Origin of the sequence: Marinobacter halodurans, from assembly GCF_004327985.1 — a bacterium.
GTDB classification, from domain to species: Bacteria; Pseudomonadota; Gammaproteobacteria; order Pseudomonadales; family Oleiphilaceae; genus Marinobacter_A; species Marinobacter_A halodurans.
Genome location: NZ_SJDL01000019.1, coordinates 72,665 through 94,761 on the forward strand (window position 1 = coordinate 72,665; position 22,097 = coordinate 94,761).

The window sequence follows — 22,097 nt, forward strand, 5'->3', positions numbered from 1 at the left end:
TACTTCCGGACGACTGGCCTGCCTGTGTCTGATACCGCCGCACAATGATTGCCACGGGTGGTGCCGGTTCGCCGGTCAGAGTCGTCACCTGATTGCTCGGCAGGGGAAGCGGTACTCTCCGCATTTGCATATGGGAAGCGTCAATTTATGGTTCAATCGTCACTCGCGACGAAATCTCAGTCGTTTGATCTGGTCAAGAACGAAATCGAACAGACCATCAAACAGGCTGAGAGCAGCCTCGAACGCTTTCAGGAGAACCGCGAGAGTGGCGAGGATCTCCAGAACTGTGTCGATTTCCTGAACCAGTTACGTGGTATTTTCGTTCTCGTGGAACTGCGGGGCGGCACACTGTTGTGCCAGGAAGCCGTGGCGGTGGCCAACGACGTTCCCGTCGGTGCCAACGACGACAAGAACAATCTGCTGGCAGCGCTCAGCAGTGCCCTGTTTATCCTGCGACGCTATGTCGAGTACTACCAGCAGCAACGTGCCGACCACCCTGAGCTGCTGCTACCCATCACCAATGACCTGCGCGTCGCCCGTGGTGAGAAACCGTTCCCTGAATCCTGTTTCTTTGAAGTCGATGCCCGTAAACGGCCGGACTTCTGCGCCAGCCTGGCGCTCAATCCTCTGGGCGGCGACGAGTCCGAATTCGATATCCATGCCCGCCGAATGCGACTGATGTACCAGATCGGCCTGCTGGGTGCGCTGCGGGAGCGCAATGAGCGGATCAATCGCAAGCTGATTGCGCGGGCGGCGAAAGGCTTTGCGCGCCTGTGCAAAGGTGCACCGATGGGCCAGTTGTGGTGCCTGCTGGCAGTCGTCGCCGATACCATGCAGGACCGGGATATGGGGTTCGGCAAGTCCCGCAAGCGGCTGTTCATGCGGATTGAGAAGTACACCCGTGAGATCGTCTACATCGGCAAGGTCGCGATTGCCAAGGACGCTCCGGACTCGTTGTTCAAGGAACTGGTTTACATCCTGTATCGCAGCGGCAGCGCCAACCCGGAAGTGTCCCAGATCCTGCAGGCCTACGGCATAACGCCGACCGAGTTCCCGGAAAACATCCTGGAGTCTCACCGCAAGCGGCTCTATGGTCCGGGCACCGATGTCCTGAAGTCCCTGTCCAACGCGTTGCAGGAGGAGCTCAATCAGCTCAAGGACAAGGTGGATATCATTGAACGGGGCATCGAGCCGGACCTGAACGAGCTGGCCTCGATCGCCAGTTCGCTGGACCAGTTGGCAGCCACGCTGTCTGTATTGGACCTCACCAAGCTCGCCGACCTGTCCCGTAAAGAGGCGGCCCAACTGCGTCGCTGGCATGCCGAGAACCGCCTGCCGGAGGACGACGAGCTCTACAATCTGGCCAATGCGGTCCTGAGTATCGAGGACGCCGCCCTGCAGATGGTACAGCGGGGTATCACCCAGGAAACCGACACGCTTGCCGTTGTGCCGGCCAGCCGTCAGGAATCCACCTACCTGCGTGAGGCCTACATCGTTGTCGCCGACGAGGCGAGGGCGGCGCTGACCCTCGCCAAGCGGGCTATCACCGCATTCATCGAGTCTGATTACGACAAGCTGCACCTGGCCAACGTGCCGGCGACGCTGCGCAGTATCTGGGGCGGTTTCATGATGCTGGAAGACCGGGACGGTGCCGGCGTGCTCGCCCGCATTGCCGACTCGATCCAGACCCGCCTGCTCGATGCCCGCGAGGCGCCACCGGCCACGGTCCTGGAAGCACTGGCCGATGCCCTGACTTCTCTGGAATACTATATCGAAAGTATCGGAACCCGCGATGAGCGCAACCCGGATCTGCTCAAACTCGCAGAATCCTCGTTGACGGATGTCGGTTTGTAACGACCCTCGGTAAGGCATCAGCGGCAGTTGGCTGACCGCCGGGGAGCGGATCAGGTCATCGCGGCCCTCGACCACAAGAGTGCCCTCTATGCCCCAGGATATTGCCCTGCTGACACTGGCCGTCGTGGGCGGCCTTCTGGCCCTTTTTGGCCTCGCCTTCTTTGTGCGTCCCCGCTGGTTCCTGAGCTGGCTGAAGGGGACGTTCGCCATCCTGCTGATTCTTGCCGGTGCCTACATCGGGCTCCTGGCACTCGATCTCCGTCATTACCAGTCCCTGGACAGCATGCAGACCATCGCCACGATCGGGGTGACAAAGACCGGCCCCCAGACCTGGCGTGTCCGTCTGGAGCGCAATGAGCAGCCGCCCGTGGAGGTGACGTTGCGGGGCGACCAGTGGCAGGTGGATGCGCGAATCATCCGTCTGGCGGGACCTCTCGCCTGGATCGGCGTGCCGCCGGCCTATCGGCTGGAACGGCTGAGCGGGCGTTATGTCAGCCTGGAGCAGGAACGTACCGGCGAGCGCACGGTCTACCCGCTGGGCCAGGATTCCTGGTTTGATGCCTGGACACTCGATCAGGAATTCGGGCTGCCGTTCGTGGAAGCCGTTTATGGCAACGCGACCTTTATGCCGCTCCGGGATGGGGCTATTTTTGATGTCCGGCTATCGAGCACCGGTCTGGTGGCGCTGCCCGCCAATCAACAGGCCCGTGATGCGATGGAAGAGTGGTTCCCGAAGGCGGGATGATCCCGGGTTCGGGATCGAGGGAAGGGAGAGCCGGATCGGGGCCGGAGCCGCGATCCGGAAAGCGGATGCTCAGCCCATGCTGAACAGTTCGCCCAGCTTGGTGGCCAGCATCATGTCGCCTTCAGCGCGCAGCTGACCGGCCATGAAGGCCTGCATGCCGTCAGTTTCGCCGGAAACGATGCCTTGCAGGGTTTCGGAGTTCATGATCAGCGTCACGGAAGGATCCTCGTGGTCGCCTTCCTTCAGTTGGCAGGTGCCGTCATTGATGACCAGGTGGTAGTTCTTGTCATCTTCGATGTTGAACTGGAAAACCAGATCCATGCCAGCAGCGGCATCTGCATTGAAGTTCTGTTCCAGTTTTTCGAAAACCTGAGCTACAGACATTGTATTTCCCTTTTGAGTGAGCGTCTAAAAGCGTGGTGTCGGCGCTGCCCCGGCAGGATACCGACGAAACCTGTCCGACTTTAGGGACCGCGTCAAATCCTGTCAAGCTCGATCGAACGCTTGTTTGAAAAATGGAGCCAACAGGTCTCGTTTGGCGCATACCCCCTCGGTTACAATCAGCGGGTTTGCGGGTTCGAATACAGTTGACGGGCCCGCTTCGAGAACCGCATCGGGTAAATGGAGAGCAGACTTGGAATTTCTGACGGATTACGGGCTATTTCTCGCGAAAGCCGTCACCTTCGTGGTGGCTGTACTGGTCGTTGTGACGGCTGTGGTTTCGGCAGCGCACCGCAAGCAGGACAGCGACGAAGCCGACGGTGAGCTTCACGTCAAACGCCTGAACGAAGGCTACAAGCGACTCAAGGATAGCCTGCACCAGCGCTTGCTGGGTGACTCCGAGCGCAAGGCCTGGATGAAAGCCCGCAAGAAACAGAAGAAGGCCGAAGCCAAGGCCCTGAAAAAAGCCGCCAAGGAAGGGGAAAGCAAAGAAGAGGCCACCAAGCCGCGGGTTTTCGTGCTGGACTTCAATGGGGACATCAAGGCCAGCGACAACGAACAGCTGCGCAAATCCATCACGGCTGTTCTCAGCGTTGCCGAACCCGGGCAGGATGAGGTCGTGATCCGTCTGGAAAGCCCTGGTGGCCTGGTTCATGCGTACGGTCTGGCGGCGGCGCAACTGGATCGTGTCCGGGCCAAGGGGATTCACCTGACCGCTTGCGTCGACAAGGTGGCTGCCAGCGGTGGCTACATGATGGCCTGTGTGGCTGACCGTATCGTTGCCTCGCCATTTGCCATTCTTGGCTCGATTGGTGTTGTCGCGCAACTGCCCAATTTCCACCGGCTGCTCAAGAAGAATGATGTGGATTTCGAGGTACTCACGGCCGGGGAGTACAAGCGCACCCTGACCATGTTTGGCGAGAATACCGACAAGGGACGCAAGAAGTTCCTGGAAGACCTGGAAGACACGCATGTGCTGTTCAAGGAATACGTCGGCGAACGCCGTCCCGCGGTGGATATTGAAGCCGTGGCCAATGGCGACATCTGGTTTGGCCAGCGCGCCCTTGATGTTCACCTGATTGACGAACTGAAGACCTCGGACGAATACCTGATCGATGCCTGTGACCGGGCTGAGGTCGTATCCGTAACGTTCCGCCGCAAGCGGACCCTGCCGGAAAGACTCGGGCTTGCAGCCAGCGGCGCGATCGAACACAGTTTCTGGAAGCTGATGGGGATGCTGCGTCACCGTAACCTGCAATAATCCGGCGTTTCGTCATCCCGAATCGAACAACAGGGGAAGGATTTCTGATGAGTAGCTATCAAGCCTGGCGAGTTCATGAAAAAGACGGACAGTATGTCGGGGGCGTTGAGACCCTGGATACCGACGATCTTCCGGAAGGTGACGTCCTGATCCGCGTCACGCATTCCTCGTTGAATTACAAGGATGCGCTGTCTGCGACCGGCAACAAAGGTGTCACCCGCAGCTTCCCGCATACCCCGGGCATCGATGCGGCAGGTGAGGTGGTGGAGAGCGCGACGGGCACTCCCGCCGTTGGCCAGCAGGTTATCGTCACGGGCTACGACCTGGGCATGAATACGGCCGGCGGCTTTGGTGAGTACATCCGCGTCCCGGCCCGTTGGGTTGTTGCCATGCCGCAGGGATGGAATGCACGGCGGGCAATGGTCTACGGCACCGCGGGCCTGACGGCCGGACTCAGCGTTGCCAAACTGTTGAAGATGGGGGCTTCCCCGGAGCAGGGGCCGGTGGCGGTCTCCGGTGCCAGTGGAGCCGTGGGCAGTGTGGCCTTGGAAATCCTCTCAGGGCTGGGATTCAAGGTCACCGCAATCAGCGGTAAGGCGGATCAGGCGGACGCACTGACCAAGCTGGGGGCCGTCGAGCTGCTGGGTCGCGATGCGCTCGATCCGGAAAAGAAACCGCTGCTCAAGCCCCGTTTTGCCAACGCCGTGGATACCGTGGGTGGCAGCCCGCTGGCGGAGCTTTTGAAGCAGGTCATGCCGGGCGGATCGGTATCCTGCTGCGGTCTGGTCGCCGGGCCTCAACTGGAGACCACTGTGTTGCCGTTCATCCTGCGCGGCATCAACCTGTTGGGTGTGGACTCGGTGGAAATTCCGCTGGCCGAGAAGGAATCGGTGTGGTCCAGGCTGGCCGGCGAATGGGCCTGCCCGGTCACGGAGGCCAGTGCACGGGATATCGGTATGGATGAGCTGGATGATGCGCTGCAGGCGTTTTTGAAGGGGCAGTCCGCGGGTAGTCTGGTGTTGGTGCACGGCAAGTAGGCTGCCGTTGGCTGAATGAGGCGGGCGTGGGGCACCTTGCGGTGCCTCAGAAGCTAAAGCTTCTGCTACAAGCTCGAGTGATGGGGCGAATGCAGCCGACGCTTTAGCTTCGGAGCTGCCTGCAGGGCTGCCGGTTGGTTGGGCTGACGCAGGAAGCCCAACAAACCGGGTTTGCGGCCAATCTCATCCCATCCAATGGTCGCCAAGGCGGTTTTTGAGAACCCATGCTCCAGGCATGCCCGCGATAACGGGAACGCCCGGTGCCCGCTTGTTGTTGGGCTTCCTGCGTCAGCCCAACCTACCGGTGAGGTCGCGCACCAGGAACAAAAAAAGACGGCCCGAAAGCCGTCTTTGCAGGACTCAATCCCGGCAGAATCAGGATGCGCGACGACGGAACAGCGGTTCCTTGATGTCGGCGGCGGCCTGATAGGTGTTGCTGAAGAAGTTCAGGCAATGCTCGGCCTGGGTGATGTCCTTGTCTTCCCGCAGCGCGTAAGCGTTGAAGCCGCAACGCTTCATGTAGAACAGCTGGTCGAGCAGCACATCGCCGACCGCGCGCAATTCGCCGGTATAGCCATAACGCTCGCGGAGCAGGCGGGCGATGCTGTAGCCGCGGCCATCCGTGAACTTGGGGAAGTTCACGGCGATGACCGGCAGGTCGCCAATCAGATCGGAATAGTGTTCCGGCTCTTCATGGCTGTCGAACCAGATGCCGATATCGTTGCGGCCCGCATATTGGTCGCGGTTTTCTTTCCAGACCGCGGCCGGCAGCAGGGCGGGGCCGTCCGGCAGGGTCAGTTCCTCCCCCTTCTCCGGGGCCGGTACCAGCGTCCATTCGTCCTTGTGGATGCCATTGTGGCGAATCAAATCAGGCATATACACGCTCCTTGAATGGATCGATGCCGATGCGACGGTAGGTGTCCAGGAAAGTCTCTTCCTCGGTCCGTTGGTCGACGTAGACATTGATGATTTTTTCAATCACGTCGGGCATTTCCTCGCGGGCGAAGGATGGGCCGAGAATCTTGCCCAGTGACGCATCACGCTGCGACGAACCGCCCAGGGAGATCTGGTAGAACTCTTCGCCTTTCTTGTCGACGCCGAGTACACCGATGTTGCCCACATGGTGGTGACCACAGGCGTTCATGCAACCGGAAATATTCAGGTCAATGTCGCCCAGATCGTAGACATAATCCATGTCGTCAAAACGGCGCTGGATCGCTTCGGCGACCGGAATCGACTTGGCATTGGCCAGGGCGCAGTAGTCGCCGCCCGGGCAGCAGATAATGTCGGTCAGTGTGCCCAGGTTGGCCGTGGCGAAGCCCATCGGGCGGATCGCCTGCCACAGTTCGAACAGCTGGTCCTGGCGTACGTCGGCCAGGACGACGTTCTGCTGGTGCGTGACTCGCACCTCGCCAAAGCTGTACTGCTCGGCCAGGTCGGCAATCTGTTCGAGCTGACGATCCGTCACGTCACCCGGCGGAACACCCGTCTTCTTCAGGGTCAGGGTGACAATGCTGTAGCCCGGCTTTTTGTGCTCGTTGACGTTGCGCTTGACCCAGGCGTCGAACGCCTTGCTCTCAGCGCGCTGGGCATCGAGTGTATCGGGGTTGTTTTCCAGGGCGGCGTAGTCCGGCTCGGTGAAGAACGCCTTGACCCGCTCAATCGCTTCCGGAGTCAGGCGAGTTGGCGTGTCCTTGATGTGGGACCACTCCTCCTCGACCTTCTCGGCAAAGACTTCCGGCGTCATGGCCTTGACCAGGATCTTGATCCGCGCCTTGAACTTGTTGTCCCGGCGACCGTAGCGGTTATAGACCCGCAGGATGGCTTCCAGGTAGGTCAGGAGGTCCAGCTCCGGCAGGAATTCCCGGATGACCGGTCCCACCACCGGTGTACGGCCCAGGCCGCCACCGACGTAGACGCGGAAGCCAATCTCGCCGGCATCGTTACGGATGATTTCCAGCCCGATATCATGCACCTGCACTGCGGCGCGGTCGTGGTCCTCGGAGGCATTCACCGCAACCTTGAACTTGCGCGGCAGGAATGCAAATTCCGGATGGTAGGTCGACCACTGGCGAATCAGCTCGCAGTATGGACGCGGGTCGACTTCCTCGTCTGCCTGCACGCCGGCGAACTGGTCGGTCGTGGTATTCCGGATGCAGTTGCCGCTGGTCTGGTTGGCGTGCATCTCCACTTCGGCCAGTTCAGCCAGGATGTCGGGGACGTCCTCGACGGCGGGCCAGTTCAACTGCACATTCTGACGGGTGGTGAAGTGTGCGTAGCCCTTGTCGTAATCCCGGGTGATACGGGCCAGGCGACGCAGTTGTGCCGAGCGCAACATCCCGTAGGGAACAGCGATGCGCAGCATGGGAGCCACTCGTTGGATATACAGGCCATTCTGCAGTCGCAACGGCAGGAATTCATCCTCGGCGAGTTCGCCAGCCAGGGCGCGATCAGTCTGATGCCGGAACTGCGCTACGCGCTCATTCAGGATCTGCCGATCATATTCGTCATAAACGTACATAAAACGGTTCCCGGATACACTTGTTCAATGTGGCGGCTAAGATACCAGCTTTGCCTTATGCACAAAATGATTATTTGAAAATATGCTAATAGCCGATCGCACTTAAAAGGGATTGGAAATAAGGCCTTTTCAAACATAGGCTTATGGCATGGCGATTGGCTTTTCTTTATACGATTTGTTCGATTCAATAAATCGATTTTTTAAATAAAGAAGGAATCGGACAGGAAATTCGAAGCGGAAACCCTCAGCCAAGGCTAGGATGAGAAAAAAGGATTTGCGACGGGAGTATCCAAATGAGTAAAAAATCGTCGATGTCTGACAGTCAGGTCGATGCGGTCGCGGCGGTATGCCTGATTCTTCTGGTGGTTGCCTTTGCGGTTGTCTGGGTGAGTGGCCAGTAACCGGGATCTTATGTTTGCGTGGCAAGGACCCAGCGGACGATCAGGGCCACCGATACCACAAAGATCACCAGGAACAGAATGCCCCCGATAATGTAGGGCAGTGGGGAGCTGCTGTTGAAATCCTGGTGGCGGTGACGCTCGCTCTGCACGCCAAAGGCGCCGGCCAGGATTCCCTGCATGATCTTGAGGATGCTGGGCCTGCCTGCCGGTTTGTCGTTCTGTGAGGGTTTGTTCTCGATGCGCGCCATAGGTTGACTCCGGCGAGGCTGATCGCCAGCCCCGCCATCGTCTCCCGGCGTTATTCCGCCGGATCGTACGCCAGACTCGGGGCCAGCCAGCGTTCAGCCTCTGCTTTGCTGATGCCTTTACGCTTAGCGTAGTCCTCGACCTGATCCTGTCCAATTTTGCCCACCGAAAAGTACTTGGCCTCCGGGTGCGCAAAATACCAGCCGGAAACCGCCGCGGCCGGCAGCATCGCAAAGTGATCGGTCAATTCCATACCGGCATTGGCCGGTGCCTGCAGCAGTTCGAACAGGGTGGCCTTCTCGGTGTGGTCCGGGCAGGCCGGGTAGCCCGGCGCCGGGCGGATCCCCTTGTAGCGCTCGCGAATCAGGGCGTCGTTGTCCAGCGCTTCGTCCGGATCGTAACCCCAGAACTCCTTCCGCACCCGCTCATGCATCCGCTCGGCAAAGGCTTCAGCCAGACGGTCAGCCAGGGCCTTCACCATGATGGCGTTGTAGTCGTCGTTCTTCGCCTTGTACTCCTCGGCCAGCTCGTCAGCGCCAATGCCGGCGGTTACGGCGAACCCGCCCACGTAATCGCAGCGGTCGCTGTCTTCCGGGAGCAGGTAATCGGACAGGGCCAGCATTGGCTTGCCGGGCGACTTTTCGTCCTGTTGGCGCAGGTGGTGCAGGGTGGTGAGAACCTCCTGACGACTTTCATCGGTGTAGACGACCACATCGTCGCCCCGTCGATTGGCTGGCCAGAAGCCGATGACGCCCCGGGCTTTGAGGCGTTTCTCCTCGAGGAGCTGCTTGAGGATGGCCTGGGCGTCGTTGAACAGGGTGCGGGCCGCTTCGCCCCGCTTGGGATCGTCGAAGATGGCGGGGTACTTGCCGGACAGGTCCCATGAGATGAAGAACGGCGTCCAGTCGATGTAGTCGACCAGTTCCTGCAGGTCGTAGTCCTCGAAGGCCCTGATGCCGGTAAAGGTCGGCTTGACCGGGCTGTAGCCGTCAAAGCCGATCCCCGTATCGCGATCCCTGGCGGCGGACAGGTCGATCAGTTTGGTGCGTTCGCCCCGGTTCTTGCGACGCTCGCGGATCTTGTCGTATTCGGCGCGGGTGTTGTCGACCAGGTCGCCCTTGGCTTTCCTGCTGAGCAGTTGGGATGCGATGTTGACACAGCGTGAGGCATCCGACACGTAAAGCGCCAGGTCGTTCTTGTACTGGGGCTCGATCTTCACGGCTGTGTGGGCCTTGGAGGTCGTGGCACCACCGATCATCAGCGGGATATCGAATTCCAGGCGCTGCATTTCGCGGGCAACGTGAACCATTTCGTCCAGTGATGGCGTGATCAGGCCGCTCAGGCCGATGATATCGACGTTCTCGGCCCTGGCGGTTTCCAGGATTTTCTCGCAGGGCACCATGACGCCGAGATCGATGACTTCGTAGTTGTTGCATTGCAGGACCACGCCGACAATGTTCTTGCCGATATCGTGGACGTCCCCCTTGACCGTGGCCATCAGGATCTTGCCCTTGGCTTCCTGTTCTTCGGTCTTTTCCGCCTCGATGAAGGGGATCAGGTGGGCGACCGCCTGTTTCATCACGCGGGCGCTCTTGACCACCTGGGGCAGGAACATCTTACCGTCCCCGAACAGGTCGCCGACCACGTTCATGCCATCCATCAGCGGGCCTTCAATGACGTGGATCGGGCGCTCCGCTTCCTGGCGGCAGGCTTCGGTGTCCTCGATAATATAGGTGGTGATGCCCTTGACGAGGGCGTGCTCCAGTCGCTTCTGGACGGGCCACTCGCGCCAGGCCAGATCCTCCTCCCGGGCCCTGCCGAGCTCGCCGCGATAGCGCTCGGCGGCTTCGAGCAGCCGGTCGGTACCGTCCTCGCGGCGGTTAAGCACCACGTCGGTGACCAGCTCACGCAATTCGGGATCGATTTCGTCGTAGACCACCAGTTGTCCCGGGTTGACGATACCCATGTTCATGCCGGCCTTGATGGCGTGGTAGAGGAACACCGAGTGGATGGCTTCCCGCACGACGTCGTTGCCGCGGAACGAGAACGAGACGTTGCTGACGCCGCCGGAAATCGAGGCATGGGGCAGGTTCTTGCGAATCCAGCCGGTGGCTTCGATGAAGTCGACGGCGTAATTGTTGTGCTCTTCGATCCCCGTTGCGATAGCGAAGATGTTCGGATCGAAGATGATATCGCTGGGGTTGAAGCCGATACCCAGCAGCGTGTCGTAGGACCGTTTACAGATCTCGGTCTTGCGCTTGAAGCTGTCCGCCTGGCCCTGCTCGTCAAACGCCATGACGACGACCGCAGCGCCATAACGCATGCAGGACCTGGCGCGGGCAATGAACTCGTCTTCGCCTTCCTTCAGGCTGATGGAGTTGACCACCGCCTTGCCCTGGATGCAGCGCAGACCCGCCTCGATCACATCCCATTTCGACGAGTCGATCATGATGGGCACGCGCGCGATATCCGGCTCCGAGGCTACCAGGTTCAGGAATCGGACCATGACGTCTTTCGAGTCGAGCATCCCCTCATCCATGTTGATATCGATGATCTGGGCGCCATTCTCGACCTGGTCACGGGCGACGCTGAGCGCCTCCTCGTACTGTTCTTCCTTGATCAGGCGCAGGAAGCGCTTGGATCCGGTAACGTTGGTGCGCTCGCCGACGTTGATGAACAGGGTGTTTTCATCCCCGGTAAAGGGCTCCAGGCCCGACAGGCGCAGGGCAGGGGCGATCTCGGGAATCCTGCGGGGCGGATACTTGGCCACGGCATTGGCAACGGCTTCGATATGGTCAGGGCGCGATCCGCAGCAGCCGCCGATGATGTTCAGGAAGCCGTCACGGGCGAATCCCTCAATGATGGCGGCCATTTCCTCCGGCGTCTGGTCGTACTCGCCGAATTCGTTCGGCAGGCCGGCGTTCGGGTGCGCGCTTACGTAGGTCGATGCCCGCTTCGACAGTTCCTCGACATACGGACGCAGGGCATCGGCGCCCAGGGCGCAATTCAGGCCGACGGAGATGGGCCGGGCGTGGGCGATGGAGTTCCAGAACGCCTCGGTGGTCTGGCCGGACAGGGTGCGGCCGGAAGCATCGGTGATGGTGCCGGAGATCATGATCGGCAATTCGACGCCGCTGTCCTCGAAATACTGCTGGGTGGCGTAGATCGCGGCCTTCGCGTTCAGGGTATCGAAGATGGTTTCGATCAGGATCAGGTCGGCGCCGCCCTCCACCAGGCCTTTCACCGCCTCGTAATAGTTCTCGTGCAAGGTCTGGAAATCGACGTTGCGATAGCCCGGGTTGTTCACGTCCGGGGAGATGGAGGCGGTCCGGGATGTCGGCCCCACGGCACCGGCGACAAAGCGGGGCTTGTGGGGCTCGCGCGCGGTGAATTCATCGGCAATCCGGCGCGCCAGTTGGGCGCCCGCGACGTTGAGTTCGTAGGCCAGCGACTCCATGCCGTAATCGCTCTGGGAGAGCTGCGTGGAGTTGAACGTATTGGTCTCGATGATGTCGGCGCCGGCGGCCAGGTATTCCGCGTGGATGTTGCGCAGCAGGGCAGGCTGGGTCAGATTCAGCAGGTCATTGTTGCCCTGGACATCCCGGTCATAGTCCATGAAACGCTCGGCCCGGAAAGAGGCCTCGTCCAGTTTCAGGTTCTGGATCATGGTCCCCATGCCGCCGTCGAGGATAACGATGCGTTCCTTCAGGGCATTGTGCAACTGCTTCAGTCGGGTCTCACGATCACTCATAGGGACTTTTCCGGGTTGTGTTGATCTGAATCGGGGCGCGGAATAATAGCAAATATGCGGCGTGACGTCGTCATTGCATCGTGTGGCGGCTTACAATCGGCGTGACCGCCTTCAAATCCATCACCATGATCAATATCATTATAAAGACTGAGTAAAATACTAGGTCTTTCATGTTGGCCCATGGTGCCTTAAAATGAACTCAAATTCTCAAGCAGGTTAGAGAAATGGCATTGGTTACCGTAACTGATTCTGCCCGGGATTACCTGGCGCAACTGATCGAGAAGCAGGATGTCGAGGGTATGGGTGTCCGTATTTTCGTGACCCAGCCGGGCACGAAGCACGCGGAAACCTGTCTGGCCTATTGCCCGCCCAATGAGGTGGTGCCAACGGACGAAACCGTCGACCTGGAAAAATTTACCCTCTACCTGGACCACAATTCGGTGCCGTTCCTGGAGGACGCGCTGGTCGACTACGCCCAGGACAAGATGGGCGGCCAGCTGACCATCAAGGCGCCCAATGCCAAGGTGCCGAATATCGACGAAAACGCACCGTTGCCGGATCGCATCAACTACGTCCTGGCTTCCGAGATCAATCCGGGCCTGGCCGCGCACGGTGGTGAGGTATCGCTGGTGGACGTGGCGGATGGCTCGATCGCGGTGCTTCGTTTCGGTGGTGGCTGCCAGGGTTGTAGCGCCGTCAGCCTGACCCTGAAGCAGGGTGTCGAGAGCACGCTGACCGAGCGCATCCCGGAGCTGACCGGCGTCCGTGACGTGACCGATCACTCCTACACTGAAAACGCTTACTACCAGTAAGCGGAATACCTCAGGAAAAAAGGTGCCTTGAGCACCTTTTTTTATGCCTGCCTGTGCCGTGGGCTTTCCAGTCTGATTTTTCTCGGCGGGACGGCCAATGTTAGCGCCTCGCTGCTGGCCCATCATGGCTATCATAATAAGGCTCCCGATAGCCAAAGCACGCTCCGGACTCCCTGACCGTGGGTCCGACGATTTGACGTTTAGGTTCCGGCTCGGCAGACCCGGACAGACTGACTGGGGTATCCATGTTCAGCGATTCAGCGCTGTGGTCCATTCCGTTGATGGCCGCGTTTGTCGGCTGGTTTACCAACTGGCTGGCGATCCAGATGTCGTTCTATCCGGTGAATTTCATCGGCATCGGGCGCTGGTTCGGTTGGCAGGGGGTGATTCCCCGCAAAGCGGAAAAAATGGCGCACATATGCGTGGATCGGACGCTGCGGCAGTTTGGCGACCTGAGCCTGGTCTACGAAAAGCTGGACCCCGGGCGCATCGTCCAGCAGGTCGTGTCCCAGGTGACGCCGAGACTGGATGAGTACATCGACGAGATCATGTACCAGGTCCAGCCGGTGCTGTGGGATAACATGCCCAATTTCCTGCGTAACCGCATCTACCAGTGGGCACGGGAGCAGCTGCCGGCCCGGATCGAGTCGCTGGTGGAGGATTTTGGTGACGATCTCAGTGAAATCGTCGACCTGAAGGCGCTGCTGAGTCGTGAACTCAGGCGTCATCCGGATCTCATGAACCGCATCTTCCAGCAGGCCGGTGCCGTGGAGTTGCGCTCGGTGATCAATAAAGGGGCCCTGATCGGCGGCCTGTTGGGGGCAGCGATCCTGCCGGCCTGGATGTCGTTTCCCTATCCCTGGCTGTTGCCGCTGACGGGCTTCGTTGTGGGTTTCCTGACCAACTGGCTGGCCATCAACCTGATCTTCCGGCCCCTGACGCCGTTTCGGATCCTTGGCTGGCAGGTGCAGGGCCTGTTCCTGCGCCGGCAGGACGAGATCAGTGACGTCTGGAGCCGCCTGGTTGCCGAAGAGCTGCTTACGGTGGAAAAGGTGGCCGATGCAATGATCAACGGCCGGGAAGGCGGCCGCACGCGCGCCATCATCCAGAAACATCTGCGGCCACTGCTGGACCAGTCCGCACTCATGAAGCTGGGGGCCCAGTTGAGTGTCGGGATGACCGGTTACACCGAGCTGAAACAGGCCATGAACGACAAGGCCGTGCTGGCAACCGGGCATGTCTTCTGCGATCCGGAGTTCAACCGGGAGCGCGCCCCGGTCGTGGCCGGCGTGCTGGCCCAGCAGATGAAGGCGCTCGGGCCTGCCGAGTTCCAGGATATCCTGCGACCGGCGTTCAAGGAGGAAGAGCTCTACCTGATGCTGGTGGGCGGCCTGTTCGGCGCGGTTGCCGGGGCCGCACAACTGGGATTTCTCTATTACTGGCCGGGCTCTATCGGCTTCTAAGACGACACGGGGAGGGACTGTCCATGGCGATCTGGCAGGAGATTCTGATACACATTGCGGTAACGGCCGTGACCGTCCTGGTCGTATTGACCGGCTTCCATCGTTTCGTGCTGCGGCCATACCTGGATCGCAAGGTGGAGGAGCTGAATGCCGCCGGTGATCGCGTTGAACAGCGGGTTCGCCAGGGGGTGAGGGAGGGCGTCAAGGATGGCTTGATGGAGTTGCCGGAAAGCACCTTCAAGGAATCGACCCGGACCTTCCTGAAATTCGGTTCGGGCCTCGTCGAGAACGGACTCAGCAGCTTTCTCGGTACCTTTGACGACCCGGAACGCCGTGAAAGCCGGCCAGATTCAACCCGTAACGGCCAGCGCTGAGTCGAATCGCCGGCGGTCACGCCCGGTCCACAATGCTTCCGCCCGGGACAGCGCAGCTTCATGCGTCGCGGCGCGTCCGGCCTCGTAAAGGGCGAAGGCGGTCGTAGCGATGACGGCGGCTTCCCCATATTCATCGGATCGGTCGCCCCGCCAGACCTGCGCCATATCGGTGATATCGATTTTTTCGGGTTTGACGTGCCGTTGCGGGAACAGTGCGGCCCAGCTGTCCTCTTCGGTCACAAAACCCCCGCCATCCCGGCGGGCCCGGAACACCTTCATGGCATTGTCCGGATTGCGTTCAATCTCACCGCCTTCGCCGCGGATGACCGCCACACGCTCATATCCCAGAAGCTCACCAGCACCCTGGTGCAGGCCGGCGTAGGGAGGATGGAAGATTCCCTGCAGTACGACCGGCGCCGACAAGGGGTTAATCAGCCGGGACAGCGAATGCACCGGCGAGCGCAGCCCCAGGATCGGCCGCAGTTCGATCATTTCCGCCAGCCGGGGGGCAACATCGCGCAGGTGCATATAGCAGAGACGGGGCTCATCGAGTTGGTGCGCGGCGGTTTCCCAGTCGTGGGCGACCGGAAAACCGAACGCTTCCATAACCGCCGTCAGATAGATCCGTTCCGGTGTATGCCCCTCGGCGCCGTGGACAAAGACCCTCAGGCCGGCATCCGCCAGCAGCAGGAGGGAGAAGAAAAACCAGGGCGCGTGACGCCGCTTGCCGGCGTAGGACGACCAGTCAACATCGGCCGTCAGCCCCGCGGGGGCATTGGCTTGGTCACGGACGGCATCCACGAAACCGGCCAGTTCCTCCGGCGACTCCTCCTTGACCCGCAACAGCATCAGGAAGGCACCCAACTGCACGTCCTCGACCTCGTTCGCGAGGATCATGCCCATGGCGTGGCGGGCTTCCTCCCGACTCAGGGAGCGTGAGCCGCGCTTGCCCCGGCCAAGGATCCGCACGTAAGGGGCAAACGGGTGCTCGCCGGGCTTGGTTTCGGGCAATGCGGACGGTTCGTTGGACATGGGGACCTACAGGCAGTTGGTGGGCCGGGGCAGGCCGGCGATACGGCAGGCCACCTTGACGGCGCTGGAGCCGGGGAACAGCTGCATCAGGTAGATGCTGTTGCCTTTCTCCTCGCCGAAATGCTGTTTGACGGCCTTCACGAAAAAACGGGCGGCCGGCGGAGCCATCTCATGCTCGGCGTAGAAATCGCGCAGCATATGGATGATTTCCCAATGGGCATCGTTCAGCTCGATATCCGACTCGGCGGCAATACGCTCGGCCACTGGCGGCGTCCACGCCTCGGGGTTATCGAGAAAGCCTTCACTGTTGCGGGCGGGCATTACAACGGACATTACCAGCACACTACCTTATCTGCGTTCAGCGTCAGATTAACAAATTCGCGGAAGTCTATGGAATCTATCTGGATCGCGGCGTTTTCCACGGCCACGCCACGGGCCTCCGCATCGGGCTTCAGGGCGCAGAGCGTCACGCCATGCGGCCAGCAAATACCGTTGTCGAGGATGGAGAGTACGGCATTCTCCGTCAGCAGCAACTGGTCGCCCGCTTCAAGGTCGGCCAGGCAGGCTGCGAAGCGGGGCAGGTTGGGGGCCTTGTTCAGGATATGCAGGCACGTCATCACAGGCGAACCACGTCGGTGTATTGGTCTTCCAGGTCTCGAATGGAGGCTACGGGGTTGATTTCCAGGTTTTCGTCAGCATCCGCCCGGATCCGTTCAAGTTCGTCCTCCGGGACATAAAGCGCTTCCAGGCCGAATATCGCGGCGGCCGCGAGGTTGCGCGACACCGTCTTCTGCTCAATGGCTTTCGGTAGCTGGCCGCCGCGGAGCCAATGCACGCCTGGCCCAGCAAACAGCAGCGCCACGGGCTGGTCGAACGCAGCGGCCGACAGCGCCATGTCCAGCGTTTCCCGACCACTCCAGTCGCCGTAGGGCGCCCGGTCGATAACGAACAGGTAACGACGGCTCATGACTGGCCTCCGTTAAAATACAGGGTGCGCGTGCTGTCCTGGGTTGCGGCCAGCCAATCGCCCAATCCGGCCACCTGATAAGGCGCCGCGATATTGCTGGCTGGTTTCGCGTAGCGTTTCGCTTCCGATTCGTCCAGCAGTCCACGACGCAGGGCCGAGGCAATACAGCAGGTTGCCGGTATCCGGTGTTCGCCCAGGAAAGCCCGCCATTCTGCCGGCCAGTCTGTTTCATCGCTGGGCGGACTGGCCAGGCTGGAGGCCAGGTGAACACCGTCGCCGTAGAGGAAGACCTGGGCAATGGTGTGGCCTGCCGTCACCGCGGCGCGGGCAAAGTACAGGGCGGTCTGTGGCGCCTGACTGGAGTAGGGCGCGCCAGTGATGACCAGGGTAAAGCGGGCGGCTTCTTCAGCAGCCATGACCGATCCTTTCGCGGCTTGGACGAAAAAACCCCGGCGAACCGGGGTTTGTTGCACGGGTTGACCGAACGAGATCAGTCGTCGTTCAGGGCGCCCAGGATGTGCAGCAGGCTGACGAACAGGTTGTAGATGTCCAGGTACAGCGCTGTTGTCGCCATAATGTAGTTGGTTTCACCACCGTTAATGATACGGGAGGTATCGAACAGGATGAAGCCGGACATCAGCAGTACGATAGCGGCACTGATCGCCAGGCTGAAGGCCGCGACGTCAACACCGAACATGCCGGCAACCAGGGAGCCCAGGGCGGCAACCAGAACGACCACCAGCCCGGCCATGAGCATACCGCCCATGAAGCTGAAGTCCTTCTTGGTGGTCAGCACGTAGGCGGACAGGGTCATGAAGACCACCGCAGTACCGCCGAGCGCCTGCATGATGATGGCACCACCATTGGACAAGGCCAGGTAATGGTTCAGCAGTGGGCCGAGGCCCAGGCCCAGCAGGCCGGTGAAGGCAAACACAACCGCGATGCCCGCAGAGCTGTTGGCGGTACGCGGCAGTACCAGCCAGATCAGGCCCAGGGCACCCAGACTGCAGATCAGGCTGGCACCCTGGCCGAGGCCGATCGACATGGAAACACCGGCCATGACGGCGCTGAACAGCAGCGTCATCGCCAGCAGGGAATAGGTATTGCGCAACACCTTCATCGCATTGGCGTCGATACCGGTCGTTGCACGTCCGGTATGGCTCCGGGCATAAGTGCCCTGACCGTTGCGAACTTGGAAGCGTCTGTCGTCCATCATAATCTCCAGTCAGATGGTGGAACGTTAAGGTTGGAACTTTCGAAGCAGTCTACTGGCGCCTCAGTGTTGGCAGACGGTCACCCGGTTTGCCGCATGTGCGACGGAACCGCCACTAGACTACTTCAACAGTTCAATCAACCTACCCACATGATAAGGGCAAATACGCAAGTTTCAACGTCTTATCAAAGGATTTTGTACAGCTTGGACCGAATGGCCTGTTATTGGTTCAACGTCATGGGATAACGATAAATTTCGAAGGAATCGGCGTTGACAGGCCGGTCGATTCCGGTATCATGCTCCCGCTGTCGCAAGGCAGCTCGCTACGAGCGAATGCGGTGGGCTGGCAGAGTGGCTGAATGCAGCGGTCTTGAAAACCGCCGAGGGTTAGTAGCCCTCCCGGGGTTCGAATCCCTGGCCCACCGCCACTTTATTCTCTTCCCGGTTTTCCCGAACGTCGTGTCCACGACGACCAGCACCAGATCCGGTGTCATTTTCCTATTAAGCCGCACAAAAGCGCTAACCAGGGTCTTGTTCCATGCACTTCTCTTCGTTTGTGGGTTGCGAAAGGGGCTGGGTGCTAACCAGGTGCGCCGCGCTTGCAACTCTGCACCCAAAATCCGGTTGAGCTCAACTTCCATGAATGGCGTGGCATGTCTCGAGATGGTAGCGCTGACGCTATAAAGGGCGTGGGCTTGTCCTGTTCGCGCTGCCGGAGTTGACGGAGAGGCTGCTGGGTGATTGGTGACCGGAATGCGGCAACAAACAGTCTGGTATCGTAGTTCTCAGTGTCAGCTATTGACTTAGGTTCCCCGGCGTATAATGTAAATGCCACTATCTGCGTCATTTCAACATTTGGAAGGGCTGTCTGGGGAGTTTGCCTATGTCGAACCGAACTGCATCGGTAGTGAGAAAAATCGAAACTGCCGCACACGATGTCTGGGAAGTAATATCTGACACCCGCTGTCCCGAGACATGGATACCTTTCCTGGATTCGCGAAGGCTTAGTTCGGACAGGGAAGAACAACCAGTTGAGAACGGCGTCCTACTCTATCATCCCAGTAGCCATGCGATTGCTTGCGACAATCTAATCGCGTTTTCTGTCGTTCGTCTTGCTCCAGATGACAGAACAATTGAGTTCAATTTGACTTCAGGATTCCTGCAGATTTCCGTTGAGGTCATTGTGCACGAGGCAGCATTCGGTGCGCTTCTTGAGGTTGGCAGTCAGCCCAACGTCCCTCCTCAATACCTTTCTCCTGCATTCAAGGAGATGTTACAGGGGGTTTCAAAAGAAATAGCGGATACCGTCAGCGTAATCTGTCGCGCAAAATATCCGGTGTCTACCGGTAAAGTTTCGCCCCCGCCCCCACCATCATTCTTAAGCTCGCGTCATCCTGAAATGTCGGTCACGGGGGTTGAGCGTGTCGCGCCCACTAGTGAGCTGAAAGATATCATGGCAGCAGGTTGCCCAGTTATCTTCGGTCATTACGGTGGAAGCACCAGTGCCTATCCGTTGCTCCAGGATCTTGATTGGTGGAATGATCGATTTGGTGATCAGACAGTACGCATCCAGGAAATGGAAAAGGCGGCGTACATGCCAGAAAACACCTATGTGAGCACTACGATTTCGATGCTTGTTTCAATGCTCGCCTCGAACCCCAATGGCTCGCGTTTTGCCCTTTACGAAACGTCTGTTTTAGAAATATTGGGGTTAGGCCAGTACTTGCCGGTACCGGAAATGGTTCCCCGGGAGTATCCCGTGAAATGTCACAATATTTGGATCGGGGCACCACACATAAACTCCACATTGCATCAAGACGGGCACATTGTTGATCGTACGGGGAAGGACCCAAAAAAGTACCACAACTTGAACTTTCAAATTGCTGGACGAAAGCATTTTATATTGGCGCATCCAAATCAGACCAAACACCTGTATCCGATGCACCGGGACATGTACAACGATGGGGCTCCGACTTCTCAGGTGGATCCTTTTGGTCCATTGGACTTTGGTACCTTCCCAGAAGTGAAGAAGGCAGAGCTATTTGAGGGCGTGTTGGAGCCAGGGGAAATGCTTTATGTTCCACGTGGTTGGTGGCATGCGTTTTATAGTTTGGAAAATACTATTAACAGTAATACCCTTTTCTCGTCACATGATTTCTGATCACCTCAAGGCGGGGGTTGATATGTGGCTCGTGAAGTGATTCACGGGCCCGTTAGAGCTTGATCTGTGCAATGTAGGCAAGGGAGGAGATTCTGGCCTTAGGTCGACCGCCTGATGCTCGATGAAAAGTTGCTGTGAATTCCGCGGTCAACGGACCCCGATCGATGCAGCGCGTTGCGGGCTCGGGTTCGGTAGGCCCCGGGATACGTATAGCGCAACAAATCGCGGTAAAGAACTGCTTGAGGTCTCCGATTGTTTTAGCCAATAGTGGCTGTCATATAAGTGCCCATGACGGGATATATGCTTTAAAACAGCCGAAACAACAATCCTAAACGGCGAGCCCACAGAATGAGAATCCTGAGAATCATTTTCCTTCCGCTTCTTTATTTATTCTTGATTATCGTGCTCATGTGGATATGGGTCGCCGAGAAGATAGTGGCGAAATATTCCAAGGTCGGTGACAGTGAATTTTTCGACAAGCGGCAATTTGCATGGACAAGCAATATTGAAAAAAACTGGATGATAATTCGCCGGGAGCTGGAAGGGGTACTAACTAATGCCGAGGATCTGCCGAACTTCCAGGACATCTCGCCGGAGCAAAAAGCACTGACGGCTGATAATCACTGGAAGACATTCTTCCTGTATGGCTATGGCCTGAAGTCTGAGAAAAACTGCAGCGCCTGCCCCTCCACGGCAATGCTGCTTGAAGGTATTCCCGGGATGACGACCGCGTTTTTCTCCGTTCTTAGTCCGGGGAAACATATTCCGGAACATCGCGGTGTCTACAACGGCGTATTGCGCTACCATCTCGGCCTGATCGTACCGAAGAATAAAGAAAAGTGCCGCATTCGAGTGGGCAGCACTGTGAAGCACTGGAGTGAAGGCGATAGCCTGATTTTTGATGATACCTACATGCACCAAGTATGGAATGATACCGAACACTTGCGGGTTGTCATGTTTGTCGACTTCAAGCGCCCATTGCCACTGCCAGTCGCGTTATTAAATGATCTGACGATCTGGATCATCCAAAAGACGCCTTTCGTTCAAAGGGCATGGAAGAATCAGAAGTCTTGGGAAGCTAAATTTTATAAAGCAAAGGCGAACTAACAAAGGCCGAAGCAGGATGTGGCACTTTCGTGTTGCGGCCTTGTTCCTGAGCGCAGCAACTGCGGAAGAGTATTGGTGGTGCTCTGTGCGCTGGCGGGAAACCGCCAAGGCCTGGGAGCGTTCAGAATTCTGGGTCATTTCTTTAAACTGCTGCAAAAAGAGATGACCCATGACCAAGCCCTCCTTCGATATGGATGCCGCCCTGCAAGCCCTGGGTGAGGGCAAGGATCTCACCGGCAAAGATGGCATCCTCACACCGCTGATCAAGCAACTCACCGAAAGCCGCCATGCAAGGCGAGCTTGAGGCCCACCTGGCTCACGGAGGCTGCCCCTAATCGCAAGAACGGCGCGAGTCACAAGACCATGAAGGGGCCTTCGAACTGGAAGCGCCACGCGACCGCACCGGTACGTTCGAACCACAGATCGTCAAGAAGCACCAAACGCATCTCACCGACGAACTGGAGCGTAAGATCATCGCCCTGTTCGCCCTGTTCGCCCTGTTCGCCCTGGGTAACAGCTACCAGGACATCCGCACCCACATCGCCGATCTCTATGGCGTCTCCCTGTCCAACGGCACCATCAATCAGTTATGTGGTGCTTAAATGCGAGCGCCCAGTGTTCCGGCGCAAGGGCACCGAGAAGCCGATGACAACGCCGGCACCGTTCAACGTGTTGGACAACAGTCTGGCCGATGTCAGCCTGCTGGCTGGG

Annotated in this window: 20 protein-coding genes, 1 tRNA gene and 1 pseudogene; 11 read left to right on the forward strand and 11 right to left on the reverse strand. The window is 58.9% G+C overall.

Going from position 1 to position 22,097, the window contains the following annotated elements:
- Positions 1 to 147 precede the first annotated feature (147 nt).
- Both EZI54_RS12960 and EZI54_RS12965 read left to right on the forward strand, forming a co-directional pair.
- Entirely contained in the window at positions 148 to 1,854 is a 1,707-nt protein-coding gene (locus EZI54_RS12960) for a FimL-related protein (RefSeq protein WP_131482313.1), read from the forward strand.
- Positions 1,855 to 1,942: 88 nt separating this feature from the next.
- A complete protein-coding gene (locus tag EZI54_RS12965) occupies positions 1,943 to 2,599 on the forward strand; it encodes a multidrug transporter (protein WP_131482314.1) in 657 nt (218 codons plus the stop codon).
- Positions 2,600 to 2,668: 69 nt separating this feature from the next.
- Here EZI54_RS12965 and EZI54_RS12970 read toward each other — a convergent pair whose 3' ends face one another.
- A complete protein-coding gene (locus EZI54_RS12970) occupies positions 2,669 to 2,983 on the reverse strand; it encodes an SCP2 sterol-binding domain-containing protein (RefSeq protein ID WP_131482315.1) in 315 nt (104 codons plus the stop codon).
- 250 nt (positions 2,984 to 3,233) lie between these two features.
- Between EZI54_RS12970 and sohB the strand changes: the two genes are divergently transcribed.
- Together sohB and EZI54_RS12980 are read left to right on the forward strand one after the other, a co-directional pair.
- A complete protein-coding gene (sohB, locus tag EZI54_RS12975) occupies positions 3,234 to 4,301 on the forward strand; it encodes a protease SohB (RefSeq protein ID WP_131482316.1) in 1,068 nt (355 codons plus the stop codon).
- Positions 4,302 to 4,348: 47 nt separating this feature from the next.
- On the forward strand, positions 4,349 to 5,338 hold the full coding sequence (locus EZI54_RS12980) for a YhdH/YhfP family quinone oxidoreductase (protein ID WP_131482317.1): 990 nt from the start codon (positions 4,349 to 4,351) through the stop codon (positions 5,336 to 5,338).
- Between the two features lie 375 nt (positions 5,339 to 5,713).
- On the opposite strand, the gene EZI54_RS12985 is transcribed toward EZI54_RS12980, so the two are convergent.
- The 4 genes from EZI54_RS12985 to metH form a co-directional block, all read right to left on the reverse strand.
- Positions 5,714 to 6,214 (reverse strand): DUF934 domain-containing protein, encoded by a 501-nt coding sequence (locus EZI54_RS12985; RefSeq protein ID WP_131482318.1) that lies wholly within the window; start codon positions 6,212 to 6,214, stop codon positions 5,714 to 5,716.
- The gene (locus EZI54_RS12990; RefSeq protein WP_131482319.1) at positions 6,207 to 7,859 is read right to left on the reverse strand and encodes a nitrite/sulfite reductase; all 1,653 of its coding nucleotides are present in this window, start codon (positions 7,857 to 7,859) and stop codon (positions 6,207 to 6,209) included. Before EZI54_RS12990 ends, EZI54_RS12985 begins: the two co-directional genes overlap by 8 nt.
- A 409-nt stretch (positions 7,860 to 8,268) precedes the next feature.
- On the reverse strand, positions 8,269 to 8,508 hold the full coding sequence (locus tag EZI54_RS12995; protein WP_131482320.1) for a DUF2970 domain-containing protein: 240 nt from the start codon (positions 8,506 to 8,508) through the stop codon (positions 8,269 to 8,271).
- Positions 8,509 to 8,558: 50 nt separating this feature from the next.
- Entirely contained in the window at positions 8,559 to 12,257 is a 3,699-nt protein-coding gene (metH, locus tag EZI54_RS13000; protein ID WP_131482321.1) for a methionine synthase, read from the reverse strand.
- A 224-nt stretch (positions 12,258 to 12,481) separates the two neighbouring features.
- On the opposite strand from metH, the gene nfuA reads away from it, so the two are divergent.
- The 3 genes from nfuA to EZI54_RS13015 all read left to right on the forward strand — a co-directional run bounded on the left by nfuA (position 12,482) and on the right by EZI54_RS13015 (position 14,906).
- Positions 12,482 to 13,069 (forward strand): Fe-S biogenesis protein NfuA, encoded by a 588-nt coding sequence (nfuA, locus tag EZI54_RS13005; protein WP_131482322.1) that lies wholly within the window; start codon positions 12,482 to 12,484, stop codon positions 13,067 to 13,069.
- 245 nt (positions 13,070 to 13,314) lie between these two features.
- The gene (locus EZI54_RS13010; protein ID WP_131482323.1) at positions 13,315 to 14,532 is read left to right on the forward strand and encodes a DUF445 domain-containing protein; all 1,218 of its coding nucleotides are present in this window, start codon (positions 13,315 to 13,317) and stop codon (positions 14,530 to 14,532) included.
- 23 nt (positions 14,533 to 14,555) lie between these two features.
- A complete protein-coding gene (locus tag EZI54_RS13015; protein WP_131482324.1) occupies positions 14,556 to 14,906 on the forward strand; it encodes a hypothetical protein in 351 nt (116 codons plus the stop codon).
- Here the strand turns inward: EZI54_RS13015 and EZI54_RS13020 are convergent.
- From EZI54_RS13020 to EZI54_RS13045, 6 genes are all read right to left on the reverse strand, one after another.
- Complete coding sequence (locus EZI54_RS13020; RefSeq protein WP_131482325.1) at positions 14,883 to 15,938, reverse strand: glycosyl transferase family protein; 1,056 nt, start codon at positions 15,936 to 15,938, stop codon at positions 14,883 to 14,885. The genes EZI54_RS13015 and EZI54_RS13020 overlap by 24 nt on opposite strands.
- A 6-nt stretch (positions 15,939 to 15,944) precedes the next feature.
- The gene (locus tag EZI54_RS13025; protein WP_131482326.1) at positions 15,945 to 16,271 is read right to left on the reverse strand and encodes a TusE/DsrC/DsvC family sulfur relay protein; all 327 of its coding nucleotides are present in this window, start codon (positions 16,269 to 16,271) and stop codon (positions 15,945 to 15,947) included.
- Complete coding sequence (tusB, locus tag EZI54_RS13030) at positions 16,271 to 16,555, reverse strand: sulfurtransferase complex subunit TusB (protein WP_131482327.1); 285 nt, start codon at positions 16,553 to 16,555, stop codon at positions 16,271 to 16,273. Before tusB ends, EZI54_RS13025 begins: the two co-directional genes overlap by 1 nt.
- Entirely contained in the window at positions 16,555 to 16,905 is a 351-nt protein-coding gene (locus EZI54_RS13035) for a DsrE family protein (protein WP_131482328.1), read from the reverse strand. Before EZI54_RS13035 ends, tusB begins: the two co-directional genes overlap by 1 nt.
- Positions 16,902 to 17,321, reverse strand: coding sequence for a sulfurtransferase complex subunit TusD (gene tusD, locus EZI54_RS13040; RefSeq protein WP_131482329.1), 420 nt, complete (start codon positions 17,319 to 17,321; stop codon positions 16,902 to 16,904). The genes EZI54_RS13035 and tusD overlap by 4 nt, the downstream gene beginning before the upstream one ends.
- A gap of 74 nt (positions 17,322 to 17,395) precedes the next feature.
- Positions 17,396 to 18,118, reverse strand: a complete 723-nt coding sequence (locus EZI54_RS13045; protein WP_131482330.1) for a Bax inhibitor-1/YccA family protein — start codon at positions 18,116 to 18,118, stop codon at positions 17,396 to 17,398.
- Between the two features lie 337 nt (positions 18,119 to 18,455).
- Here EZI54_RS13045 and EZI54_RS13050 point away from each other — a divergent pair.
- The 4 genes and pseudogenes from EZI54_RS13050 to EZI54_RS13065 form a co-directional block, all read left to right on the forward strand.
- Positions 18,456 to 18,546, forward strand: a tRNA-Ser gene (locus tag EZI54_RS13050).
- A 455-nt stretch (positions 18,547 to 19,001) separates the two neighbouring features.
- The gene (locus EZI54_RS13055; RefSeq protein ID WP_131482331.1) at positions 19,002 to 20,279 is read left to right on the forward strand and encodes a cupin-like domain-containing protein; all 1,278 of its coding nucleotides are present in this window, start codon (positions 19,002 to 19,004) and stop codon (positions 20,277 to 20,279) included.
- 348 nt (positions 20,280 to 20,627) lie between these two features.
- Positions 20,628 to 21,386 carry an aspartyl/asparaginyl beta-hydroxylase domain-containing protein gene (locus EZI54_RS13060; protein WP_207389208.1) on the forward strand — a complete coding sequence of 253 codons (759 nt, stop codon included), beginning with the start codon at positions 20,628 to 20,630 and terminating at the stop codon, positions 21,384 to 21,386.
- A 169-nt stretch (positions 21,387 to 21,555) separates the two neighbouring features.
- Positions 21,556 to 21,976, forward strand: a pseudogene (locus tag EZI54_RS13065) (transposase); the annotation flags it as partial.
- Positions 21,977 to 22,097 lie beyond the last annotated feature (121 nt).

What these genes read in the sequence shown, in the direction of transcription:
- EZI54_RS12960 (WP_131482313.1), top strand. Translation starts at nt 148, where the DNA reads ATGGTTCAATCGTCACTCGCGACGAAATCTCAGTCGTTTGATCTGGTC.
- EZI54_RS12965 (WP_131482314.1), top strand. Translation starts at nt 1,943, where the DNA reads ATGCCCCAGGATATTGCCCTGCTGACACTGGCCGTCGTGGGCGGCCTT.
- EZI54_RS12970 (WP_131482315.1), bottom strand. Translation starts at nt 2,983, where the DNA reads ATGTCTGTAGCTCAGGTTTTCGAAAAACTGGAACAGAACTTCAATGCA.
- EZI54_RS12980 (WP_131482317.1), top strand. Translation starts at nt 4,349, where the DNA reads ATGAGTAGCTATCAAGCCTGGCGAGTTCATGAAAAAGACGGACAGTAT.
- EZI54_RS12985 (WP_131482318.1), bottom strand. Translation starts at nt 6,214, where the DNA reads ATGCCTGATTTGATTCGCCACAATGGCATCCACAAGGACGAATGGACG.
- EZI54_RS12990 (WP_131482319.1), bottom strand. Translation starts at nt 7,859, where the DNA reads ATGTACGTTTATGACGAATATGATCGGCAGATCCTGAATGAGCGCGTA.
- EZI54_RS12995 (WP_131482320.1), bottom strand. Translation starts at nt 8,508, where the DNA reads ATGGCGCGCATCGAGAACAAACCCTCACAGAACGACAAACCGGCAGGC.
- metH (WP_131482321.1), bottom strand. Translation starts at nt 12,257, where the DNA reads ATGAGTGATCGTGAGACCCGACTGAAGCAGTTGCACAATGCCCTGAAG.
- nfuA (WP_131482322.1), top strand. Translation starts at nt 12,482, where the DNA reads ATGGCATTGGTTACCGTAACTGATTCTGCCCGGGATTACCTGGCGCAA.
- EZI54_RS13010 (WP_131482323.1), top strand. Translation starts at nt 13,315, where the DNA reads ATGTTCAGCGATTCAGCGCTGTGGTCCATTCCGTTGATGGCCGCGTTT.
- EZI54_RS13015 (WP_131482324.1), top strand. Translation starts at nt 14,556, where the DNA reads ATGGCGATCTGGCAGGAGATTCTGATACACATTGCGGTAACGGCCGTG.
- EZI54_RS13020 (WP_131482325.1), bottom strand. Translation starts at nt 15,938, where the DNA reads ATGTCCAACGAACCGTCCGCATTGCCCGAAACCAAGCCCGGCGAGCAC.
- EZI54_RS13025 (WP_131482326.1), bottom strand. Translation starts at nt 16,271, where the DNA reads ATGTCCGTTGTAATGCCCGCCCGCAACAGTGAAGGCTTTCTCGATAAC.
- tusB (WP_131482327.1), bottom strand. Translation starts at nt 16,555, where the DNA reads ATGACGTGCCTGCATATCCTGAACAAGGCCCCCAACCTGCCCCGCTTC.
- EZI54_RS13035 (WP_131482328.1), bottom strand. Translation starts at nt 16,905, where the DNA reads ATGAGCCGTCGTTACCTGTTCGTTATCGACCGGGCGCCCTACGGCGAC.
- tusD (WP_131482329.1), bottom strand. Translation starts at nt 17,321, where the DNA reads ATGGCTGCTGAAGAAGCCGCCCGCTTTACCCTGGTCATCACTGGCGCG.
- EZI54_RS13045 (WP_131482330.1), bottom strand. Translation starts at nt 18,118, where the DNA reads ATGGACGACAGACGCTTCCAAGTTCGCAACGGTCAGGGCACTTATGCC.
- EZI54_RS13055 (WP_131482331.1), top strand. Translation starts at nt 19,002, where the DNA reads ATGTCGAACCGAACTGCATCGGTAGTGAGAAAAATCGAAACTGCCGCA.
- EZI54_RS13060 (WP_207389208.1), top strand. Translation starts at nt 20,628, where the DNA reads ATGAGAATCCTGAGAATCATTTTCCTTCCGCTTCTTTATTTATTCTTG.